This is a genomic window from Pseudomonas sp. KCJK9000, from assembly GCF_046230725.1.
Lineage (GTDB): Bacteria > Pseudomonadota > Gammaproteobacteria > Pseudomonadales > Pseudomonadaceae > Aquipseudomonas > Aquipseudomonas promysalinigenes.
In genome coordinates, this window is sequence record NZ_JBJJLN010000063.1 from 1 (window position 1) to 19238 (window position 19238).

Genomic DNA, 19238 nt, shown 5'->3' on the forward strand with positions numbered 1-19238 from the left:
GGCGTCCGCGCGCAAATCCCACAGGCATAATTGGCCCGAAACAAACGTAGGAGCGAGCGCAGCTCGCGATGCGCCGCGCGGGCGGCGCTCGATCTGCGCCTCACCGAAGAGCTCACGCCGAGCCTCTAGGCTTAAGTGAACAGCACTACCAACATTGCTCGGGTATCTGTTTGCTTCTTATGTTTTCAGCGCTGCAGCATCACCACTGGCAAGGCTCAGTCGAACCGATAGATGTCCATGCCCAGCGCCCCCAGGGTGAAGCCTTGGTGCACGATGCCGAACTTGTCTCCAGCGCCTAGCGCGAAAAACAGCGGTAGCAGATGCTCCTCGCTGGGGTGGTTGCGAGCGGCAAAAGGCGCCTGTTTGCGGTAATCCAGTAGCGCTGCCTGGTCGTTAGCCTTGAGTCGCTCTACAACCCAGTCCCGGAATGCCAGCGCCCAGGGTTCGATCACGTCGGGCCCGGCGTGCCAGTCGAGTTCACCGAGGTTGTGCGTGATGCTGCCAGAGCCTATCAGCAGAATACCTTCCTGGCGCAACTCAGCCAGCGCCTTGCCGACCTTGATCTGAAGGTCCGGCCCCGACTGGCTGGGTAGCGATACCTGAATCACCGGGATGCTTGCATCTGGGTACATCAGTGATAGCGGCACCCATGTGCCGTGATCGAATGGTCGTTGCAGGTCCTGGCGTGCCTGTAGGCGTTCGGCCACGCGGCTGGCCAGGGCGGGCTCGCCAGGCGCCGGGTATTGCACAGCGTAAAGTGCGGGTGGAAAACCGTAGAAGTCATGCCAGGTTTCTGGCTGTGCAGCGCTGGTCACCAGCAATTCACGGCTCTCCCAGTGCGCCGAGACAACCACGATCGCCTTGGGTCTTGGCAGGGCGTTGGCCAGCGCGGCCAAGGCCGGCCCGCTGGCGCCAGGTTGCAGGGCGAGCATGGGCGAACCGTGGGAAATGAACAGGCTGGGCAGCATGGTGATGGTCCTGAGGTTTAAGATGTGACCATCTTCGATCAGCTATCGATCGAAATCCAAACCAAGTTTTACCGGTAAATCATCTAAATATTGGGAGTGATCATGGAGCCAGCGTTCTGGCAGCAGCGATGGGCCGACAACCAGATCGGCTTTCACCAGGCGCAGGTCAACCCGTACTTGCAACAGTACTGGCCACACCTGCAGTTAGCCCCTGGCAGCCGTGTGCTGGTGCCGCTGTGCGGCAAAAGTCTGGACCTGGCCTGGCTGGCGGGGCAGGGGTATCGCGTGCTGGGTGTGGAGTTGTCGCAGCGGGCGGTGGCGGCGTTTTTTCATGAGCACGGGCTTGAGCCCCAAATTGTGCAAAAGGGAGCCTTCGAGATTTGGCGCCACGGCGACGTCGAGGTGTGGTGTGGCGATTTTTTTGCCCTTCAGCCAGCGGACCTTGCCGATTGCGTGGCGCTCTATGACCGAGCTGCGCTGATTGCCCTGCCGGTACATATGCGTTTGGCGTACGTGCAGGCGTTGTCGCGTTCGCTGCCCGCCCGCTGCAGCGGGCTGTTGGTGACTTTGGATTACGACCAGGCGCTGCTGGCCGGGCCGCCATTCTCGGTAGGTGACGAAGAAGTTCGAATGGGCTTGGCCGGGTGGCAAGTCGATGAGCTCAAGGCCGTGGAGCTTATTGAGCAAAGCCCTAAGTTTTCACAGGCGGGGGTTTGCAGCCTGGTGGAGCGGGTTTATCAGATCAGCAGGTAACGATTAAAAAAGGGCGACCGAAGTCGCCCTTGTCTGCCCGAGAAGAATCAACCGCGGCGGCGCAAAGCCTCGATACGCTCTTCCAGCGGCGGGTGGCTCATCAGCAGGCCCGCCAGGCCATGCTTGAGGCCACCGTTGATGCCGAACGCCTTCAAAGTGTCAGGCATGTGCACCGGCAGCCCTTGCTCGACACGCAGGCGCTGCAACGCACCGATCATTGCGGCGGTGCCGGCCAGTTGGGCGCCGGCTTCGTCGGCACGGTACTCGCGGCGGCGCGAGAACCACATGACGATCATGCTGGCGAGGATGCCCAGAACCAGCTCGGCGACGATGGTCGCCACGTAATAGGCGATACCCTGGCCCTCTTCGTTCTTGAAGATCACTTTATCGACGAAGTTGCCGATGATACGGGCGAAGAACATCACGAAGGTGTTCACCACGCCCTGCACTAGCGCCAGGGTGACCATATCGCCGTTGGCTACGTGGCCGATCTCATGGGCCAGTACGGCACGCACTTCATCGGGCGAGAAGCGCTCGAGCAGGCCCTGGGACACCGCCACCAAGGCGTCGTTACGGTTCCAGCCGGTGGCGAAGGCATTGGCCTCGTAGGCTGGGAAGATACCCACCTCGGGCATTTTGATGCCGGCCTCGCGTGACAGCTCCTCGACGGTCTGCAGCAGCCATTGTTCATGGCGGGTGCGCGGCTGGCTGATGATCTGCGTGCCGGTGGTCATCTTCGCCATCCACTTGGAGATGAACAGCGAAATCAGCGAGCCGGCGAAGCCGAACACGGCGCAGAATACCAGCAGGCTGCTGAGGTTGAGGTCAACCCCGTTGGCGGCCATGAACCCGTTGAAGCCGAACAGGCTCAGGGTAATGCTTGCAACCAGCACCACCGCAAGGTTGGTGGCTACAAACAACAGAATGCGCATCATGGTTGTTACGTTCTCCTGACGGATGAGTCATTGCTTACTGCGGGGTATATAAGGTGCCTGCCGCCTGGATTCAATCGGGCGACTATTTCAAACTGTGTACGGCGCAGTATGGCAGAGGATTCGTCGCGGGCTCTGGGATAGAGCGTTGCAGGATGTAAGAAATTTCCTTTGAGCATGGCAGGGCGGCAGTGCGCCCCATTCGCGGCTGAACCGGCTCCCAAGAGACTGTCGCAGTGCTTGAGGGCTGCGCTGTAAGTGGGAGCCGGTTTACCCGCGAAGAGGTTGGTGCCTACTGCGAATAAGTGCGCAGGAAATTGCCAATGCGGCCGATCGCGGCTTCCAGGTCATCCACCCGCGGCAAGGTCACCACGCGGAAATGGTCCGGCCACGGCCAGTTGAATGCAGTGCCCTGAACGATCAGCAGCTTTTCCGACAAAAGCAGATCGAGGGCGAATTTCTCGTCATTGAGGATCGGGCACACCTTCGGGTCGATACGCGGGAAGGCGTAAAGCGCGCCCATGGGCTTCACACAGCTGACACCTGGAATATCGTTGAGCAGCTCATAGGTACGGTTGCGCTGTTCCAGCAGGCGGCCCGGCGGCAGTACCAGGTCGTTGATGCTCTGATAACCCCCAAGCGCTGTCTGAATGGCGTGCTGGGCCGGTACGTTGGCGCATAGGCGCATGTTGGCCAGCATGTCGATGCCTTCGATATAGCTCTGGGCGTGATGCTTGGGCCCGGAAATGATCAGCCAGCCAGACCGGAAGCCGGCCACCCGATACGACTTGGACAGGCCGTTGAAGGTCAGGCACAGCAGATCCGGAGCCAGCGACGCGGTGCTGATGTGCACCGCTTCGTCGTAGAGGATCTTGTCGTAGATCTCGTCGGAGAACACCACCAGGTTGTGCTGACGGGCCAGTTCCAGCATGCCCAGCAGCAGCTCTTTGGAATACACAGCGCCGGTCGGGTTGTTCGGGTTGATGATCACCAACGCCTTGGTGTTCGGTGTGATTTTGGCTTTGATATCTTCAAGGTCCGGGAACCAGTCGGCCTGCTCGTCGCACAGGTAGTGCACCGGCTTACCACCGGCCAGGCTCACCGCAGCGGTCCACAGCGGGTAGTCGGGTGCAGGGATCAGAACTTCGTCGCCATTGTTGAGCAGGGCCTGCATCGACATCACGATCAGTTCGGAAACACCGTTGCCCAGGTAGATGTCCTCGATGGTGACGCCCTCGATCTCCTTCTGTTGGCAATACTGCATCACCGCTTTGCGCGCGCTGAACAGGCCTTTGGAGTCGCTGTAGCCCTGGGCGGTGGGCAGGTTGCGGATCACATCCTGAAGGATTTCGTCCGGCGCTTCGAAGCCAAACGGTGCCGGGTTACCGATGTTCAGCTTGAGGATGCGGTGGCCTTCCTCCTCCAGGCGTTTGGCGTGCTTGAGCACTGGGCCGCGAATGTCGTAGCAGACATTGGCGAGCTTGTTCGATTTGCTGAACTGCATGATGTGATCCCGATTGATAAGACGCGCCGCCACCGCCCGCTCATCGAAAGGTTTGAAAGGGCGGCGGGCGGGTGCCAGACTTGAGGCCTTGCGCACGAAGCCAACTAATATACGTGCCACCCGCGTTACGGAAAAGACGGCGCGAGGTGAAATTCAGCCTGCCGAGGTTCACACATGCAAAAGATCGACAAGACACTTGAACAATGGCGCGAAATGCTCGACCCCGAGCAGTATCAGGTCTGCCGGCTCAAAGGCACCGAGCGGCCGTTCAGTGGCAAGTACAACAGTGAGCGCCGCGCGGGCATCTACCGTTGCGTGTGCTGTGACCTGCCACTGTTCGATGCACAGACCAAATTCGATGCCGGCTGCGGCTGGCCGAGCTTTTACGCGCCCATCGAGCAAAGCGCGATGATCGAGATCCGTGACACCTCCCACGGCATGATTCGCACCGAGGTCACCTGTGCCCAGTGCGATGCTCACCTGGGCCATGTATTTCCCGATGGCCCTCCGCCAACGGGCCTGCGTTACTGCATCAACTCGGTGTGCCTGACCTTCGAACCCCGCAAAGGAGCCTGAGAATGGCCGCATCGATGCTGGACATACCCTGCGTTACCCTAGGCGGCGAGCAGAAAAAGCTCGGCGATTTTCCCGGCAAGGCGCTGCTGGTGGTCAACACTGCCAGCCAGTGCGGTTTCACCCCGCAGTACAAAGGCCTGGAGCAGCTGTGGCAGCATTACCGCGAGCGCGGGCTGGTGGTGCTGGGCTTTCCCTGCAACCAGTTCGGCAAGCAGGAGCCAGGTGATGCACGGGACATCGCGCAGTTTTGTGAAGCCAACTTCGGCGTGAGTTTTCCTTTGTTCCGCAAGGTCGAGGTCAATGGCCCAGGCGCCCATCCGCTGTTCGTTGCGCTCAAGCAGCGTGCACCAGGGCTGTTGGGCACTGAGAAGATCAAGTGGAACTTCACCAAGTTCCTCCTCGACCCAGCCACCGGCAAGGTTACCCGCTACGCGCCCACCACCAAGCCGCAGGCGTTGGAAGCCGACATCGAGCGCCTGCTCAGCCGTTGAGCGGTACCCAGTGGTCGATCAGCGCCAGCAGCTCCTCGCGGCGAAACGGCTTGGCCAGGTAATCGTTCATGCCGGCCGCCCGGCAGCGTTCGCGCTCCTCGGGCATGGCATTGGCGGTCAGGGCGACGATCGGTAACTGCGGCCAGCGCCCGCTCTGGCGGATGCGCCGGCTGGCCTCGTAGCCGTCCATAACCGGCATGTTGCAGTCCATCAGCACCAGGTCGAAGTCTTCTCGGTCCAGCCACTCCAGTGCCTCGGCGCCTTGGGTGGCGAGCTGCACCTGGCAGCCGAGCTTGGCCAGCATGCCCTTGGCCACCAGCTGATTGACCGGGTTGTCTTCCACCAACAGGATGCGCGCGCGGCCCTCAGCGGCGGTCAGCAGTGGAGTGGCCAGCGGATGCTCGGGGGCATGGCCCTGCAAGGTTCGGCTCAGTGTCTGGTACAGCGCGTTGCGCGACAGAGGGCGGGCCAGTTGGTGCAGGGGCGCCAGTTGAGCCGACTGCTCGCCGGGCAAGAAGTTGCCGTAGGCGGTTACCAGCAGGATCGGCGCCTTGAGTGCCGGGCGCAGTTGCAACAACTGCTGCAGGTCATCGGTGATCAACAGGTCGATGCCATTGTCTAGCGCAGCGCTGCTGTCGTGCCGTTGGTAGTCCAGGCCCCAGCCAGGCAGCAGGCTCTGCAGCAACTCGCTCAGGCCACTGCCGGCATCGCTGAGGGCAGCTACCTTGCCGCTCAGTGCCGGCGGCTCAATGGCCTCGGTATGGGCAGGCAGTGGCAGGTCGGCACTGAAGCGGCTGCCAAAGCCAGGCTCGGAGTGAATGTGCAGATGGCCCTGCATGGCTTGGCACAGGTTGCGGGTCAGTGCCAGGCCCAGGCCGGTGCCGCCATATTGTCGGGTGATGCCGGCGCCAGCCTGGGTGAAAGGCTGGAAGATGCGTGCCTGAGCGGCCTCAGGGATGCCGATGCCAGTGTCGCTTACCTCCAGGCGAACGCCGCCGACAATCGGCGCCAGACGCACGTCCACGCGACCGAAGCGGGTGAACTTCAGTGCGTTGGACAGCAGGTTGCTGACCACCTGACGCACCCGCGTGGGGTCGCCCAGTACCGAGCTTGGGAAATCCCCTGCGATCAGGCATGTCAGCTCGACGCTCTGTGCAGCATTCTGCGACAGCAGGTTAGCGGTGTCCTCGACCATGGCACCCATGTCGAAGGGGATACGTTCCAGTTCCAGTTGCCCGGCATCGAACTTGGAAAGGTCGAGAATATCGTTGAGCAACTCCACCAGCACTTTGCCCGAATCGTGGGCGATCGACAGTTGCTGGCGCTGCTCGCCGGCCAGCGGGCTGTCCAGGGCCAGGGCGATCATGCCGAGCATGCCGTTGAGCGGGGTACGGATCTCATGGCTCATGTTGGCCAGGAAGGCGGCCCGCGCCTGCGCCATGTCCAGGGCGCGTTGGCGGGCCGCTTCCAGCTCCTGGTTGGACTGGCTGAGGCGGCCGTTGCTTGCCTTCAGTTCCTCGGTGCGTGCCGACACGATATCTTCGAGCTCGTTGAGGTACTGGGTCAGACGGTTTTCTGCTGTGCGCCGCTGCTGGATTTCGGTACTCATGCTGACGAACTGCTGGTTGGCTACTTTGACCAGCACGCCGATTTCGTCATATTCATGGCCTGGTGGGCAATCCACTCGGGTTTGCCCAGGCTGGCGCGGGTCGCGGCCGCTGAGGGCGCCGATTAGCGTCACCAACGGCTTGGTCAGCATCATGTAGAACAGCGCCAAAAGGATGCCGGTCAGCACCAGGCTGCGGGCGAAGCCGTTGAGTAGGGTAACCCCTGCGCGGTCCAGGAAGCGGCTGCCGAACGCATAGGTGTCAACGTCCAGGTACAGCGTGCCGAGGGTTTCATCGGGCATGTGGGTCAGGAACAGGCGCGCCTTGAGCTGGCGCTTTTCGCCGAACAGAAAGTCGCTCAGCGGCCGGTAGCGGTCCTCCAGGCGGGGGCGTTCGACATCGGCCAGGACCGTTTCGTTATTGTCTACCAGCCGCGCGCGGATCACCGCCGGTGACTGCAAAAGGCCCCGGGTCAGCTCCAGCGCAAGCTCCGAATCAATGTTGTAGGCAATGCGTGAGGCGGTATTGTGGCTGATTTGCAACAACGCCCCAACTTCGCGGTTGATGGATGCGTCTTCGCTGGCATAATCGATGCCGATCTGGATGAGACTGAGCAATGTACCCAGGATGAAGCCGACCAGGACTGTCAACCGGGCTTGCTTGTATGACAGGCGATTGGTGAACTTGATATCCATGAGTCCCGAGCCGGTTTCCCGTTCCTTGCGCTGCGCAAGCATAGCCGATCAACCTCGGCTGCTGGCGTGTCTGTCACACATTCAGCGTTAAATCTCACCTGTCTTGCAAGGAGCCCTCATGGACGCTCGCTTGAATGCTTTCCTGGAACGTGCCGAATCGGTGCTGGCGCGTCTTGAACCCTTGCTGCCAGCGCCGCGCCCGCACATCGACTGGAACACCACGCTGGCCGCGCGTTGGCAGCGCGATGGGCGCAGTGGCTACCTGTTGCCACTGGACGTCAGCCTGGACATCCGCCTGAGCGACCTGATCGGCGTCGACAAGCAACGCGATCAGTTGGGGCGCAACACCCACCAGTTCATCAATGGCCTGCCTGCCAACCACGCTCTGCTGTGGGGCTCGCGTGGCACCGGCAAGTCGTCGCTGGTGCGCGCTTTGCTGGCTGAGCATGCAAGTGCCGGGCTGCGCCTGATCGAGATCGAGCGCGACCACCTGGCCGATCTGCCACGTGTGGTAGAGCAACTGCACAAGCTGGCGCAACGTTTCATCCTGTTCTGTGACGACTTGTCGTTCGAAGCCGGGGAGGGCGATTACCGGGTGCTCAAGAGCGTGCTCGATGGGTCGCTGGAGCAGGCACCGGATAACGTGCTGCTGTATGCAACGTCCAACCGCCGGCACCTGGTGCCGGAAAAACAGAGCGATAACGAAAACTGGAAGATGGTCGACGGTGAGCTCCACCCCAATGAAGCGGTGGAAGACAAGATTGCCCTGTCCGATCGCTTTGGCCTCTGGTTGTCGTTCTACCCCTTCACCCAGGAGCACTTTCTCGACGTTGTCGAGCATTGGATCGGCCAACTGGCCCGCCCCGCAGGCCTTGCCTGGCAGCGTGACGAAGCCCTGGAAATTCTCGCCGTGCGCTGGGCAACCGGGCGCGGCAACCGTAATGGCCGCTGTGCCTATCAGTTCGCCCGCTACTGGGTGGGGCTGCAATTGCTGGAGCAAAAGTAAAAATGATCGACCTCAATGCCAGTGGCGCCGGCCTCGACGGCTACGACTTGCTGGCGGCGCAAGTGCAGGCGCTGTTCGCCGACGAGCGCGACTTCATCGCCAATGCCTCACAGTTTTCGGCGTTTCTCTATAACCAGGTGGATGACCTGAACTGGGCCGGGTTTTACCTCAACCGTAGCGAAGAGCTGGTGCTGGGGCCTTTCCAGGGCCAGGTGGCTTGCGTGCGCATCCCGTTCGGCAAAGGTGTGTGCGGCGCGGCTGCGGCCACCCGGCAAACCCAGCGGGTGGAGGATGTGCATGCGTTTGCTGGGCATATCGCCTGCGACAGCGCGTCCAACAGCGAGCTGGTGATTCCGCTGATCAAACAAGGGCGGTTGATTGGCGTGCTGGACCTGGACAGCCCGAAACTTGCGCGATTCAGTGAGGCCGATCAGGCTGGTTTGGAAAAGCTGGCGGCGATCTTTCTGGAACTGACCGACTGCTGAAGGCTGTGCTGGTAGTGGCGGCCTTTTCGCCGCTCCCACGAAGATCAGCGGGAGCGGCTTGGGCCGCAAAGAGGACGGACCAGGTCAGTCGTAGATCACGCGCTTTTTCCAGGTTTCGTCTTCGTCGGTCTTGAGCCCTTCGGTCAGTTCGTTCTGCTCGTTCTCGGCGGGCTCCATCTGGTCCATCACCTGAGCGTTGGCGCGTGCCAGCAGCTTTTCCAGGTAGGTCAGCTGTTCTTCGTACTGTTTAGGCTCTGGCTGCTTGCGCAGATACTGCACCCCACGCTCGAAGGCCAGCCGCGCCTGGCCAGGTTGTTCCTGTTGCAACGCCTGTTGGCCGAGGTTGTTGAAAAACTCGATGTGCAACAACACCAGGATGTGGCGGATCTCCCGTACCCACTGTTTGCCTTCGGCGCTGGGCAGGACGTTGTCCTGGGTGGCCTTGACGATCTGGGTGTGCAGCGCTTCGAGCAGAAAGCGCACATCTTTGGCCTTGGCCTCGGTCTGAATCGGGCAGGGCGGGTTGTTCACCGGGATCCGCTCGCCTTGGGCTATCAGCTCTTCGAGCTCGGCGATGCGTGCCTTGAACACTGCGTTGTGCTTGTCCAGCGCCAGTTGCCGTTGAGTGAGGTTCAGCTCCAGGCGTGCCAACAGCAGTTTCAAAGGCGCAGTCATGAACTGCCCGGGGAAGGTCTCGGTGATTTCGCCACAGCGCCGCACCCGGTCGGCAAGGTCGAGCTTGAGCCGCGCACGTTCGAGCTTGCTGTTTTCGACCACGTTATTGAGGTAGCCGATCACGATCAGCAACGCGATACCCGCCACGATGAGCAGAGTGATCAGAAGTGGTGTCACCGTTAGCGCCTCATCAAGAAGTTGCTTAATAAGAGTGTAGTTGTAGCGGCCGGTGCCGCGAAGGATGCCGCACTCGGCCCTTGATGCAGTGTGTCGGCCGGCTGCTGCTTTCCTCGAGTGATGGCACTTTGCGACGGACGTGTCAGAAAATCAACGCCAATCCATCGCCGGGCACTCTCGGCGCCCTATGGAATAGCCGAAGTCATTGATTTAAATAAATTTCTATAAAAGGGTTGACGCCTGTTCGAAGGCTCCATAGAATGCGCGCCACTTGCAGCGTAAAGCACACAGCGAAACGCAGCAGGGAGTGAAAGCAGGCAGTAATGCCAGCAGCGTGTCCCCTTCGTCTAGTGGCCTAGGACACCGCCCTTTCACGGCGGTAACAGGGGTTCGAGTCCCCTAGGGGACGCCAATGCGGGAATAGCTCAGTTGGTAGAGCACGACCTTGCCAAGGTCGGGGTCGCGAGTTCGAGTCTCGTTTCCCGCTCCAGTTTCTCCGGCAACGCTTAATTGCGAGGCAGGAAAAGAAAATCCAGGGTGAATCGTGAGGTTCAAGCCTGGTGCACTGAAAAGTGTCGTGTGTCCCCTTCGTCTAGTGGCCTAGGACACCGCCCTTTCACGGCGGTAACAGGGGTTCGAGTCCCCTAGGGGACGCCAAATGCGGGAATAGCTCAGTTGGTAGAGCACGACCTTGCCAAGGTCGGGGTCGCGAGTTCGAGTCTCGTTTCCCGCTCCAGTTTAAATACTGTGGCGTCTATGCGGTGCAGTGGTGGTGAAGGTCTTCATGGCGCTTCACGCCAAAAGCGGTAACAGTTTCACAATGCGGGAATAGCTCAGTTGGTAGAGCACGACCTTGCCAAGGTCGGGGTCGCGAGTTCGAGTCTCGTTTCCCGCTCCAATTCAAAAGTTGCAGGTTTTATTCAAGCCTGCAAAACAAAAAAGACGCTTAGGCGTCTTTTTTTGTTTTTGTCACTTCTATTTCGGCGCTACAGGCCAGTGGGCGAACGTGGTAATACGTTCGCGCAACCTGCCCATCACCGGTATGAAATAGTGAAATTCAACTTGCCATCGGCACTGCCTGCCTTAACCACAGGGTCTACTTGGTAGTAGCGCGCGCGGAAATCGATACGAATGTCTTTCATTCCAAGGTTGCTGGCCAATTCGTCAGTGCCCAGCTTCATTGGGCTACCGTCGTTTCTCAAGAGTTGAATGGCAATGCCTGAGGCGCCAGAGGTGGAAGTGAGGCCAAAAAGCCCCAAGTCAGGGTCCTTGATGTCGCCGTCCAGGCGTATGAATGCGCGTGCCGTGCCGCCGCTTGGGTCGTCTTCGCAGTCATTGAGCATGATGTGAAAGTCAACCATGGGCGTCGTTGCGCCCACGCCCGTAAAGGCCCCCAAGTCATGGCGCCCAAGTAACACGGGGTCGGCGCTGACAGCATCGCTTTTCAAGGTGCACTGGGCTTGTTGCACCTGGCCGTTCACGGTCAGGTTCATGTAAGGCCCAATATCAGAGACGGTACCTTGCGCGATACGTTGGCTGAACGATTGCGGTCCAGCCGGAATAGGCCCAGTCTTTATTAGCGTGTAGGTGGCACTCAGGTTCTGCAGTTCCAGGAGCAGGGGTGAGATGTTCCAATTGTTGTAGCCCTCATAGGGCAGCGCTACGTCGTCGCGGGGGCGAAAGGCGTTGGTGGCGCCTGAGTAGGGGTGTTGAAGCCTGATATACAGGCCCACCCCAGGAATAGTGGTTTCCAGCACTTTACCGTCCACGTTCCAGCCGTTTACAGGCGGAAGGGGGTTGGGATGAACAGCTACCGTGGGCATTATCTGGGCGGTCAACAGTCCAGAGCCGTCGTTATCGCAGCGAATCTTGATTGGACTGCGGGTCAATTGCGATCCGGCTACCGGGCCAATTACCGATCCAATTTCGGCGTCCCGCGCTATCCAGTGGTGGCCCACGTTCACCGCGTAGTCCATTGGGCCGCTCGGCCCGTCCCATATGCAGTAGGGAAGGGCTTGCGCATCAGTCATCATGGCCAACGGCAGGACGGCGGTGGCCAGCGCGGTCAGGGTGGATTTGGAGGGGCGTCGGTTAGGCATGCGTGCTTCCGGTAGGTAGAGCGTGATCGGGGGATGGCTCGGTGAGGGGTATTGGGCAGGTCAAGGTTTGCAGGTGATAGCCTTGCTCGACGGGCATTTGCGCGGGGTCGACGGTCAGTTCACAGCGCTCATCTAGGGCGTCCCCCCAGCGGGCGTGCAGGGTCTGTCTGGTATTGGTAGTCGCCACCAGCGCTTGCCCGCCCTGGCCCACCACTGCCAACGCATTGCCGGTGGCGTCGCTAACCTGGGTACCGAAAGGCAATGGCTGACCATTGGGCCGGCGTAGGGTCAGTACCAGGCGTGTCACTTGGCGGGCAGGGTAGGTGAGTTTGACGATTGCGCCGCGCCGCGGTATGGCCTGGGCAACCGCGTTGTCGATTTCCACTTCCGGGCCAAGTTCATCGGTACGCAGGATCATCTGATTGATCCGATACGGCTGCAGGTGCGAAGCCAAGGCGAAGCCCTGGGCATTGGTGCGCACTCCAGGCGCATTTTCAACGCCCACATCTGGCGTGTCAGGTACGTGGATCAGGGCATTGGTTTCACCGAAATTCGGGCCAAAGGTAATACCCTGTTCATGGGCCAGCAACGAGCCGCTGGCCGTCAGTGACAAGTTGCGATAGCCAGTGCCCTCGGAATAGCCCGCGCCATAGCTGGCATAGGCTGCCTGGACACCGACCGATAGGTCGGCGCTTTGGTTGTGGCGCTCATCGTTGGCCAATGCCGCTTGATAGCTCAGGCGGCTATCGCTTGTGGCACCGGTAATGCTGGCGCGCTGGCTGTAGCGTCCTGCCCGCTGTTGCAAGTCGAGGCCAGCGCTGGTGTTGGCCCAGTCCAGAGGGAACGAAACGCTCAAGCCGATCAGCCGATCGTTGCGTTGGTCGCGGGTCAGTGATTGCGAGGCGAACAGGTTGTAGCTGATGCCCCGGTGCTGGGTATTGAAGCGCACCTGATATTGCTGGCGGGGGGGGCTGTTGTTCCAGTAATCATCCTGTGAAAAGGTCAGGCTGATTCCGCTTTTGTCCCACAGTTGCTGGTGCATCGAGGCTTCCAACCGGCTACGGCGGCTACCGCGAAAGAGCTGGTCGGCATTGCGCTGAGCCACTGCTTCATCGAAGTCGCGGTAGTCTTTGGTGGAGTAGCGGTAGCCGGCAAAACGCAAATTGGTACGGGTTTCGAATATCTTTGCGTAGCGCGCGGCGAAACTTTGCCCGCAAATTTCCCCGGTAAGCCCTGCGATGTCACTGCAGGCCTGGGTGGCGTCGAATGAGATGGCACCGAGTTCCGCAAAGTCTCTGCCGAGGCCTAGTGTGCCTGCCTGGTAGTAGCTGCTGCTTAGCACGCCCCCGTACAGTGTGCTGTTCCAGCTGATGCCCCGCGACAAGGTCGCCTGCAGCAAGAGCGGCTCGTCAATACCCCTGACGCTGTTGTAACGCCCAAGTGCGGCGGTATAGCGCCACACGCCCTCGCGCAGTAGGTTACTCAGGCTCGAATAGGGTTGTATGAAACGCCGTACCTGCCCATCAGCCTCGGTTAGCACGATTTCCAGATCACCGCTGCTGGCCACCCCGAGGTCGTCGATCTGATAAGGGCCGGCGGCCACGTAGGTGCTGTATATGGGGTAGCCGTTTTGCAGTACCTCCAACTTCGCCCGGCTCTGGGCTACACCGCGTATCACCGGGGCGTAGCTGCGCATAAGGTCGGGAAGCATGCCCATGTCCGAGGCCAACTGTACGCCTTTGAGCGGCAGGCTGCGGAACACTTCGCCGTTGGTGAAGGTTTCACCCAGGGTCAGGGTGCCCCAAGTACCGGGCAGGTCAGTTTGCGCATAGGTATTGCTGCGGGTCCAACGGCGCTGGCCTTGGGCGTTCTCGCGCAAGCTCTGGTTGCTACGCAGCCGCCATCCGTTGATGTTCACGCCGCTGTTGAGGTAAAGGTCGTACTGGTTGCGCGAACCGGTGTTTTGCTGGCTGCTGTGCTGTGCGGAGGCCTGATAGGTGAGGAATGCGCCATCGATGCCGGCTTCCCAGCGCTCGGGCGCCACAGTGCTGGAGAGGTCTTTGCGCAAAGCGGCCTGGGGAATGGACAGGTCAAGCAACAACTTGCTGGCGTCAAAACTCACCAGCGCGCCGGGCACCTGCTCGGTGAGGTCGATACAGGCGCTGCTTGGTACCAGCGGTTTGGTCATCGCCGTGGGGTTTAGCCCCAGTGTCGCCAAAAAACTTGAACTCAGGCATGGGGTGAGGCTGTCGCCGTTGCTGGGCGCTTTGAATTCCAGCGCATATTCACCTAGGGGCAGCAGGTTGAGCCGCACTTGCACCTGATAGCGGCCGGCTGGGAGCGCCTGCTTTTGCGCCAATGATTGCAGCACGTGCTCGCTGATGCCGATAGCTTGGCCGGGGGCTTGGCGAAGGAAGCTGGCGTCGAACTCCACCAGCGTTGAGGCGGCCCAGGTTGCGTGAGCGGGAAGCAGGCAACTGCTCCCTAGCGTTAGGAGTTGGGCGATGCGAAGGCGCGATGGCGGCTGCCGACGCCGGAGGGGCTTGGGCATATGGGCTCTCGTAGATCGGTAGGATGGAGCCATTGGCGACGCGGCGCAGGAAGTGGAGTGCATGGCCAGGGGCCGGTGCGCGAACGGCAGGAGCCGCGAAGGTTAGGGGGGGAGGTAGGAGGGGTCTGTAGGAGAAGTCTGTTTGTAAAAGGGGTAATGGGGGCCACCCCGGTTAGCGCGGGGTGGCCATGAGTGGGTGGATCAAGTTTAGCTGTTGTGAGCCAACCTAAAACTCATTTGTGAGCCAACCTAAAAGTCATTGCGAATCCTCTGTTGTAAAGACCAGATGAAAAGGGTTGAACAACAACCTTGTCGTTACTGGTCGCAGCAGCGCTAGTGCTAGCTTCCTCAGCCTTCGGTGCCGCAACGCTGGGCCTGGAGTCCGTTTTTTGTACCCTGCTAGCTCTTATCAGCTTAGCTCTAGGAATTTTCTTGCCAAGGCCATGACCAGGGGTTTGAGTCCCCGAGGGGAGCTGCTGATAATTATCAGTTTGGACCCGTTGACTGTTTACAGGAATTTCAGTGGTTTGAGTGGGAGTGGATAGACTGTTCAGAGCGGGTTCGGAGGTTTGAGTGGCTGAAGTGCCTGCAGTACTTGCAGTACTTCCAGTGCTTGCAGTGCTTGCAGTGCCTGCGGTGCCTGCTGGGCCTGCGGGCATCTGAGGGACCGCTGCGTTCGCAGCCCTCACATTAGAACCTATCAATGAATTCAGAAGCCGGTGAGTGTCCACCGCCACAAGTCCCGGCTCGCCTGCGTTGATCGTCGACCTGATCAGACCGCTCCGAGTCATGAAAACGCCACCAGCGGTCAAAAACCCGCCTACCGTGTTAGCCACCCAAGCGATCAATGCATACAAGCCCGATTTCTTTGGATTTTTTTCGGTAATGGCTGCCCCTTGCAAACCGAGCCCTACTGTCTGCATGGCGACGCCCACTGAACCTACAACCAAGCCGACCTTAGTCATGGTGGTCATGGCGATGCCTGCTCCTACGGCTGTCACGGCGCCCGCTGCATAGGCGCCGAATCCAGCGATGGAAACCGCCGCGATAGCAGCCGTAACTCCCAGAATGATCCACTGAGCGGTGTTGCTGGTACCTTCGCGGACCCGATGATGTTGGCCCGGGCCTTCGTAGCCTCTGGTGGCGTGACCGGTGGGGTCGCGCCAGACCACCGGGTTGCCCAGGCAATACTGATAAGGGTTGATGCCCGCTTCCTCGGGCAGTAGCGAGTCAGGGCTGTGAAAACGCATCAAACCGGGGTTGTAGGCGCGGTAGCCACGCCCTAGCAAATACCAGCCCAATGCTCGCTCGCGGGCTTCGCCATTGAAACCTAGCAGGCCAGTCAGTGTGTCTGCCTCGCTGCTTTCGCCGTAGGCGTTGTACGTGATGCGATGCACGCCATCCTGGCTGCTTTCGCCGATTACGCTGTTGCTGATACCGGTCAGTAGCAGACGGTTAGCACCACTGTCGCCTTGCTGCTGAAGCCCGAGTGGGCGTTCACCATCGTACAAGTATTGGGTCAGCGTATTGCCTTGCGTGGTTGCTACCAGCCGTTCGCCCTGATAGCGGCGTTTCACTTCTTGATTAGCGCCTTGGCGCGCGCCCAGGAGGTGATCGTGGCCATCGTAGCGATAACTGAATAATGTCTCCAGGCCATCAGGGCTGCGTACCGCTATCAGGCGGCCATGTTCGTCATAGTCCAGCCGGCGGCCGTGCTCATCGTTGAGCATGTTGCCGTCATCGTCATAGCTGAAGCTTTGTCTGGCGGGGTAGTCCGGATGGGTATTGACGACCTCCTTGAGCTGAAAACCTTCGCAGTTATAAGTGGCCCGGTTCTTGGTTCCGTCAGCGAACAGGGTGTAGCAGAAGGACAGGTTATCGAGGTCGTCGAAATCAAAGGTTTGCAGCATGATCGCGTTGCCCAGCCCATCGCGCGGCAGCGCATCCGGTTCACCTTCGCAGGTGTAGCTCACCAGTCGGCTCAACGGGTCATAGTCGAACAACTCTTGCAGTTGTTGCGCGTCGTCGATGAGCAACGTGCGGCTGTGCAGTAGATCGTCGTCGCGCCAAACATTGACGATGGCCTGGGTAGTGATGGCGGCATCACCGGCATAGACAGTAATGGTTCGGCGTTGCTCACGGCCAACACTGTCATAACTCTGTTCGCACAGCAGGCTGCGATCCTGGGCCTTATCCCGGGTCCGAACCGAGAGCAGGTACCCTGCACTGTTGTAGATGAAGTCTGCGCGTAAGTTTCCCTCAGTGGTCCATGACAGCCGGCCCAGGTCATCGTAGCCATGTTCGCTCTGTTCGCTATGGCCGTCATAGGCATCTGTGCGCTGCATGGCTCGGCCCATCAGCGAGGTTTCATACAGTGAACCTAGGCTGGCGTCGCTGCCTGGGCCGGCTTCGGACCATGCCTCGCTGCGCAGATAACCAAGGTCGGTGTAGGTATAAGAACGCCGACCTTCCTCGTTCTGTGCACTGAGAACTTCTGCAGTTTTGCTGTCGTAGGTGAAATGGCTGCTCAGCTTACCGTCAGCAGTTCTAATTACTTGCGGCGATGTGGTGAGCGCAACCTGGTATTCGTAATCGAAAACGCGGTTGCCTGCTGTGGTGCGCTTGCTCAAAAGCATCTGCTCGTCTTCGTAGAGGTAGCTCTCCTGACGCGGCCCGTGGCTCAAAGTGCTTATCCGCCCAATGCCATCGTAAGTACGGTCGCAGACCAGGGTTCCGGTTGGGTCGTTGCCTGCTCGGTGCGCGCGAAGCTCGCGGGTCAGTTCGCCGGTGAAATAGTTGGCGAAGGTGCGGCTTAGCGCTGAGTCGTCCGGGCGCGTGGTGCGGGTAATGCGGCCAAAGGCGTCATATGCGTAGCGCTCGGTGCGCTTGATCTCAGCGCGCGTGGCGCTGGGGTCGTTGAAACGGTCTTCCTTACGCACGCAGCGGCCCAGGCCATCGTAGAAAAAGCCCGAACTACCTAACCTGGCCCCGTGCTCGTCGAAGCGGGATGTTTCGCAGGGCTGGTCGAAACGGTTGTTCAACATCATTTGCTGGTTCAGGCGTCGGGCGGGTGCATCGGGCGTGCTCAGCCAACTGGCGGTGATATCCCCCTGCTCACCGAACGGTGAATAGATTGTGTGCACCTGCGTCCCATCAGCGTTGAAGGTTTTGCATACCCCGCCCCAGGCGCTGTATTCGAAGCGCTCGGTCAACGACAGGCGGCCTGAGCTGAACCGTGGATGGTAGTCATGCCCTGTCTGCACGATCAGTTGGCCCATGGAGTCGTAGCTTGCTTCGTGAATCAAGCGTTCAGGTTGCAATGCTCCGCTTTGCGGGTCATGCACCCGTATGAAGCGTTCGATCAGGCGATTAGCACCATCGAACTTGTCCAGAGTAACCACGCCGGTGTCGGCGATAGTGGTTTGTGTGGCTTGCCCCCCGTGTGTCGCTACCAGCTGGTAGCTGTACAACTCTTGCGAGGCATAATCCGTATCCGGGGCGACAGTGACGCTTTTCAGGCGCAACAGAGCATCGTATTCGTAGTGCGTGATGACGCCATTCAAATCCTGGCCGACCAGCGTCTGGCCTGTATAAGGGTCAAGCTGAGTCATGAAGCTTATTTGCGTGAGGTCGTGGCCGATCAACGTTTCTTTGACTTGATGACCTACCCGCGTTTTATTCTTGAACGCTTGTGTATAGCGCCATTGGGTACGCGAAGTGTGCGGTTGCCAAGCGCCAGTGCGCCTGGCATCGGCTTTTGCATCGTACAAAGTTTCTTCTTCATAGTCCGGCCGCCCATGCAAATAAGCGTTGTCGGGCAGGTTCAGATAGCCTTTGCTGGTTATTTTCAGCAGCACGGCGTCTTCTCCAATGCCCTGGTAGAGTTCATCACTGCGCACCTGCAGCCACTGGCAGGCGATCTGTGCGGGCCTGTTTGTGTCATTGAGGCCATCGGCCAGCTGATACCTGTACAACTGCGAGACCACTTGCGCTTCGCCTTCCACGTCGGGGCCATCATGGGGGTAAGTCGTGGTGCGTTTGAGCGTGCGCGTAAAACCTTGCGGGTCTGGCGGGCAACCGCCTTCTTCGCCTTGCACCGGGTAGTACTCGTTGACCACTCGGATACCGTTGGCCTGTCGTTCTTCGATTTGGTTGCCGAAGTCATCGAAGTTAGTGGTGGTCACTTCCTCGCGGTAACGGTTGTCGTCTGTGCTGCTCATCTCCCAGCTCTGGGTGATGGTTTTGGCCATCTGGAAATAGGCAGGTTGCAGGTCGAAAGGCACCCCAGGCAATTCATGATGAACGGTGTGGATCTTGTGGACATGCCAGTCCATTTTCACCGTTCCGTCATCACCACCTTGGTCCTCGAATTGCAAAACTTCGCCATATTGCTCGGTGGTCTGCACTGTCAGCAGGTGATGGCGGTTGTACTGGTAATGGGTTTTGCGGCGCACTTCAGCGCCGTCATATTCGTTGGCCGTGACCGTGTAGACGTAATCGGCAGGGGCGTTGTAGAGGTTGTCTTCACCCTGTTTCCAGGTCAGGTCACCGTTGGCTCCCATGAAGTTCTCAGCGCTGTAGGTGTACCGGGTCTTCATCACCGGCTGGCCAAAGCCTGGGTCGAATTCATGGGTGTCGATACGGGGCAGGCGCTGCACAGGGGCGCCGTTGGGGAGTCGGTGGCCAGCGTCATCGTATGTGAGGGTCTCTCGCGAGCCA

The 19238-nt window shown here is 59.8% G+C and carries 13 protein-coding genes and 5 tRNA genes; 10 read left to right on the forward strand and 8 right to left on the reverse strand.

From position 1 onward, the window contains the following. Positions 1 to 215: 215 nt before the first annotated feature. A complete protein-coding gene (locus ACK59H_RS20200; protein ID WP_060480276.1) occupies positions 216 to 968 on the reverse strand; it encodes a class III extradiol ring-cleavage dioxygenase in 753 nt (250 codons plus the stop codon). A 102-nt stretch (positions 969 to 1070) separates the two neighbouring features. Between ACK59H_RS20200 and ACK59H_RS20205 the strand changes: the two genes are divergently transcribed. Further along, complete coding sequence (locus tag ACK59H_RS20205) at positions 1071 to 1721, forward strand: thiopurine S-methyltransferase (RefSeq protein ID WP_060480275.1); 651 nt, start codon at positions 1071 to 1073, stop codon at positions 1719 to 1721. A gap of 47 nt (positions 1722 to 1768) precedes the next feature. Here the strand turns inward: ACK59H_RS20205 and htpX are convergent, their stop codons facing one another. Together htpX and ACK59H_RS20215 are read right to left on the reverse strand one after the other, a co-directional pair. After that, positions 1769 to 2656, reverse strand: a complete 888-nt coding sequence (gene htpX, locus ACK59H_RS20210) for a protease HtpX (protein WP_054903704.1) — start codon at positions 2654 to 2656, stop codon at positions 1769 to 1771. 289 nt (positions 2657 to 2945) lie between these two features. Continuing rightward, positions 2946 to 4157 (reverse strand): pyridoxal phosphate-dependent aminotransferase, encoded by a 1212-nt coding sequence (locus ACK59H_RS20215; RefSeq protein ID WP_012313392.1) that lies wholly within the window; start codon positions 4155 to 4157, stop codon positions 2946 to 2948. 174 nt (positions 4158 to 4331) lie between these two features. Between ACK59H_RS20215 and msrB the strand changes: the two genes are divergently transcribed. Together msrB and ACK59H_RS20225 are read left to right on the forward strand one after the other, a co-directional pair. Continuing rightward, complete coding sequence (msrB, locus tag ACK59H_RS20220; RefSeq protein ID WP_060480274.1) at positions 4332 to 4733, forward strand: peptide-methionine (R)-S-oxide reductase MsrB; 402 nt, start codon at positions 4332 to 4334, stop codon at positions 4731 to 4733. A gap of 2 nt (positions 4734 to 4735) precedes the next feature. Further along, positions 4736 to 5224 carry a glutathione peroxidase gene (locus ACK59H_RS20225; RefSeq protein ID WP_060480273.1) on the forward strand — a complete coding sequence of 163 codons (489 nt, stop codon included), beginning with the start codon at positions 4736 to 4738 and terminating at the stop codon, positions 5222 to 5224. Here the strand turns inward: ACK59H_RS20225 and ACK59H_RS20230 are convergent. Further along, a complete protein-coding gene (locus ACK59H_RS20230) occupies positions 5214 to 7568 on the reverse strand; it encodes a response regulator (protein WP_060480272.1) in 2355 nt (784 codons plus the stop codon). The two genes, ACK59H_RS20225 and ACK59H_RS20230, sit on opposite strands and share 11 nt — an antisense overlap. A 76-nt stretch (positions 7569 to 7644) precedes the next feature. On the opposite strand from ACK59H_RS20230, the gene ACK59H_RS20235 reads away from it, so the two are divergent. After that, complete coding sequence (locus tag ACK59H_RS20235; RefSeq protein WP_060480271.1) at positions 7645 to 8532, forward strand: ATP-binding protein; 888 nt, start codon at positions 7645 to 7647, stop codon at positions 8530 to 8532. Positions 8533 to 8534: 2 nt separating this feature from the next. After that, on the forward strand, positions 8535 to 9017 hold the full coding sequence (locus ACK59H_RS20240; RefSeq protein ID WP_060480270.1) for a GAF domain-containing protein: 483 nt from the start codon (positions 8535 to 8537) through the stop codon (positions 9015 to 9017). Between the two features lie 84 nt (positions 9018 to 9101). Here the strand turns inward: ACK59H_RS20240 and ACK59H_RS20245 are convergent, their stop codons facing one another. After that, entirely contained in the window at positions 9102 to 9869 is a 768-nt protein-coding gene (locus tag ACK59H_RS20245; RefSeq protein ID WP_060480269.1) for a hypothetical protein, read from the reverse strand. A gap of 336 nt (positions 9870 to 10205) precedes the next feature. Here ACK59H_RS20245 and ACK59H_RS20250 point away from each other — a divergent pair. From ACK59H_RS20250 to ACK59H_RS20270, 5 genes are all read left to right on the forward strand, one after another. Then, positions 10206 to 10281 (forward strand) — tRNA-Glu (locus ACK59H_RS20250). Positions 10282 to 10283: 2 nt separating this feature from the next. Next, positions 10284 to 10359, forward strand: a tRNA-Gly gene (locus ACK59H_RS20255). 91 nt (positions 10360 to 10450) lie between these two features. Next, positions 10451 to 10526: transfer RNA gene (locus ACK59H_RS20260), tRNA-Glu, on the forward strand. 3 nt (positions 10527 to 10529) lie between these two features. Further along, positions 10530 to 10605: transfer RNA gene (locus ACK59H_RS20265), tRNA-Gly, on the forward strand. A gap of 86 nt (positions 10606 to 10691) precedes the next feature. Continuing rightward, a tRNA-Gly gene (locus ACK59H_RS20270) sits at positions 10692 to 10767 on the forward strand. A 136-nt stretch (positions 10768 to 10903) separates the two neighbouring features. Here ACK59H_RS20270 and ACK59H_RS20275 read toward each other — a convergent pair. The 3 genes from ACK59H_RS20275 to ACK59H_RS20285 form a co-directional block, all read right to left on the reverse strand. Continuing rightward, a complete protein-coding gene (locus ACK59H_RS20275) occupies positions 10904 to 11968 on the reverse strand; it encodes a fimbrial protein (RefSeq protein WP_060480268.1) in 1065 nt (354 codons plus the stop codon). Further along, positions 11961 to 14519 (reverse strand): fimbria/pilus outer membrane usher protein, encoded by a 2559-nt coding sequence (locus tag ACK59H_RS20280; RefSeq protein ID WP_409264822.1) that lies wholly within the window; start codon positions 14517 to 14519, stop codon positions 11961 to 11963. Before ACK59H_RS20280 ends, ACK59H_RS20275 begins: the two co-directional genes overlap by 8 nt. A gap of 233 nt (positions 14520 to 14752) precedes the next feature. Beyond that, positions 14753 to 19177, reverse strand: a complete 4425-nt coding sequence (locus ACK59H_RS20285; protein WP_409264823.1) for an RHS repeat-associated core domain-containing protein — start codon at positions 19175 to 19177, stop codon at positions 14753 to 14755. Positions 19178 to 19238: the final 61 nt, after the last annotated feature.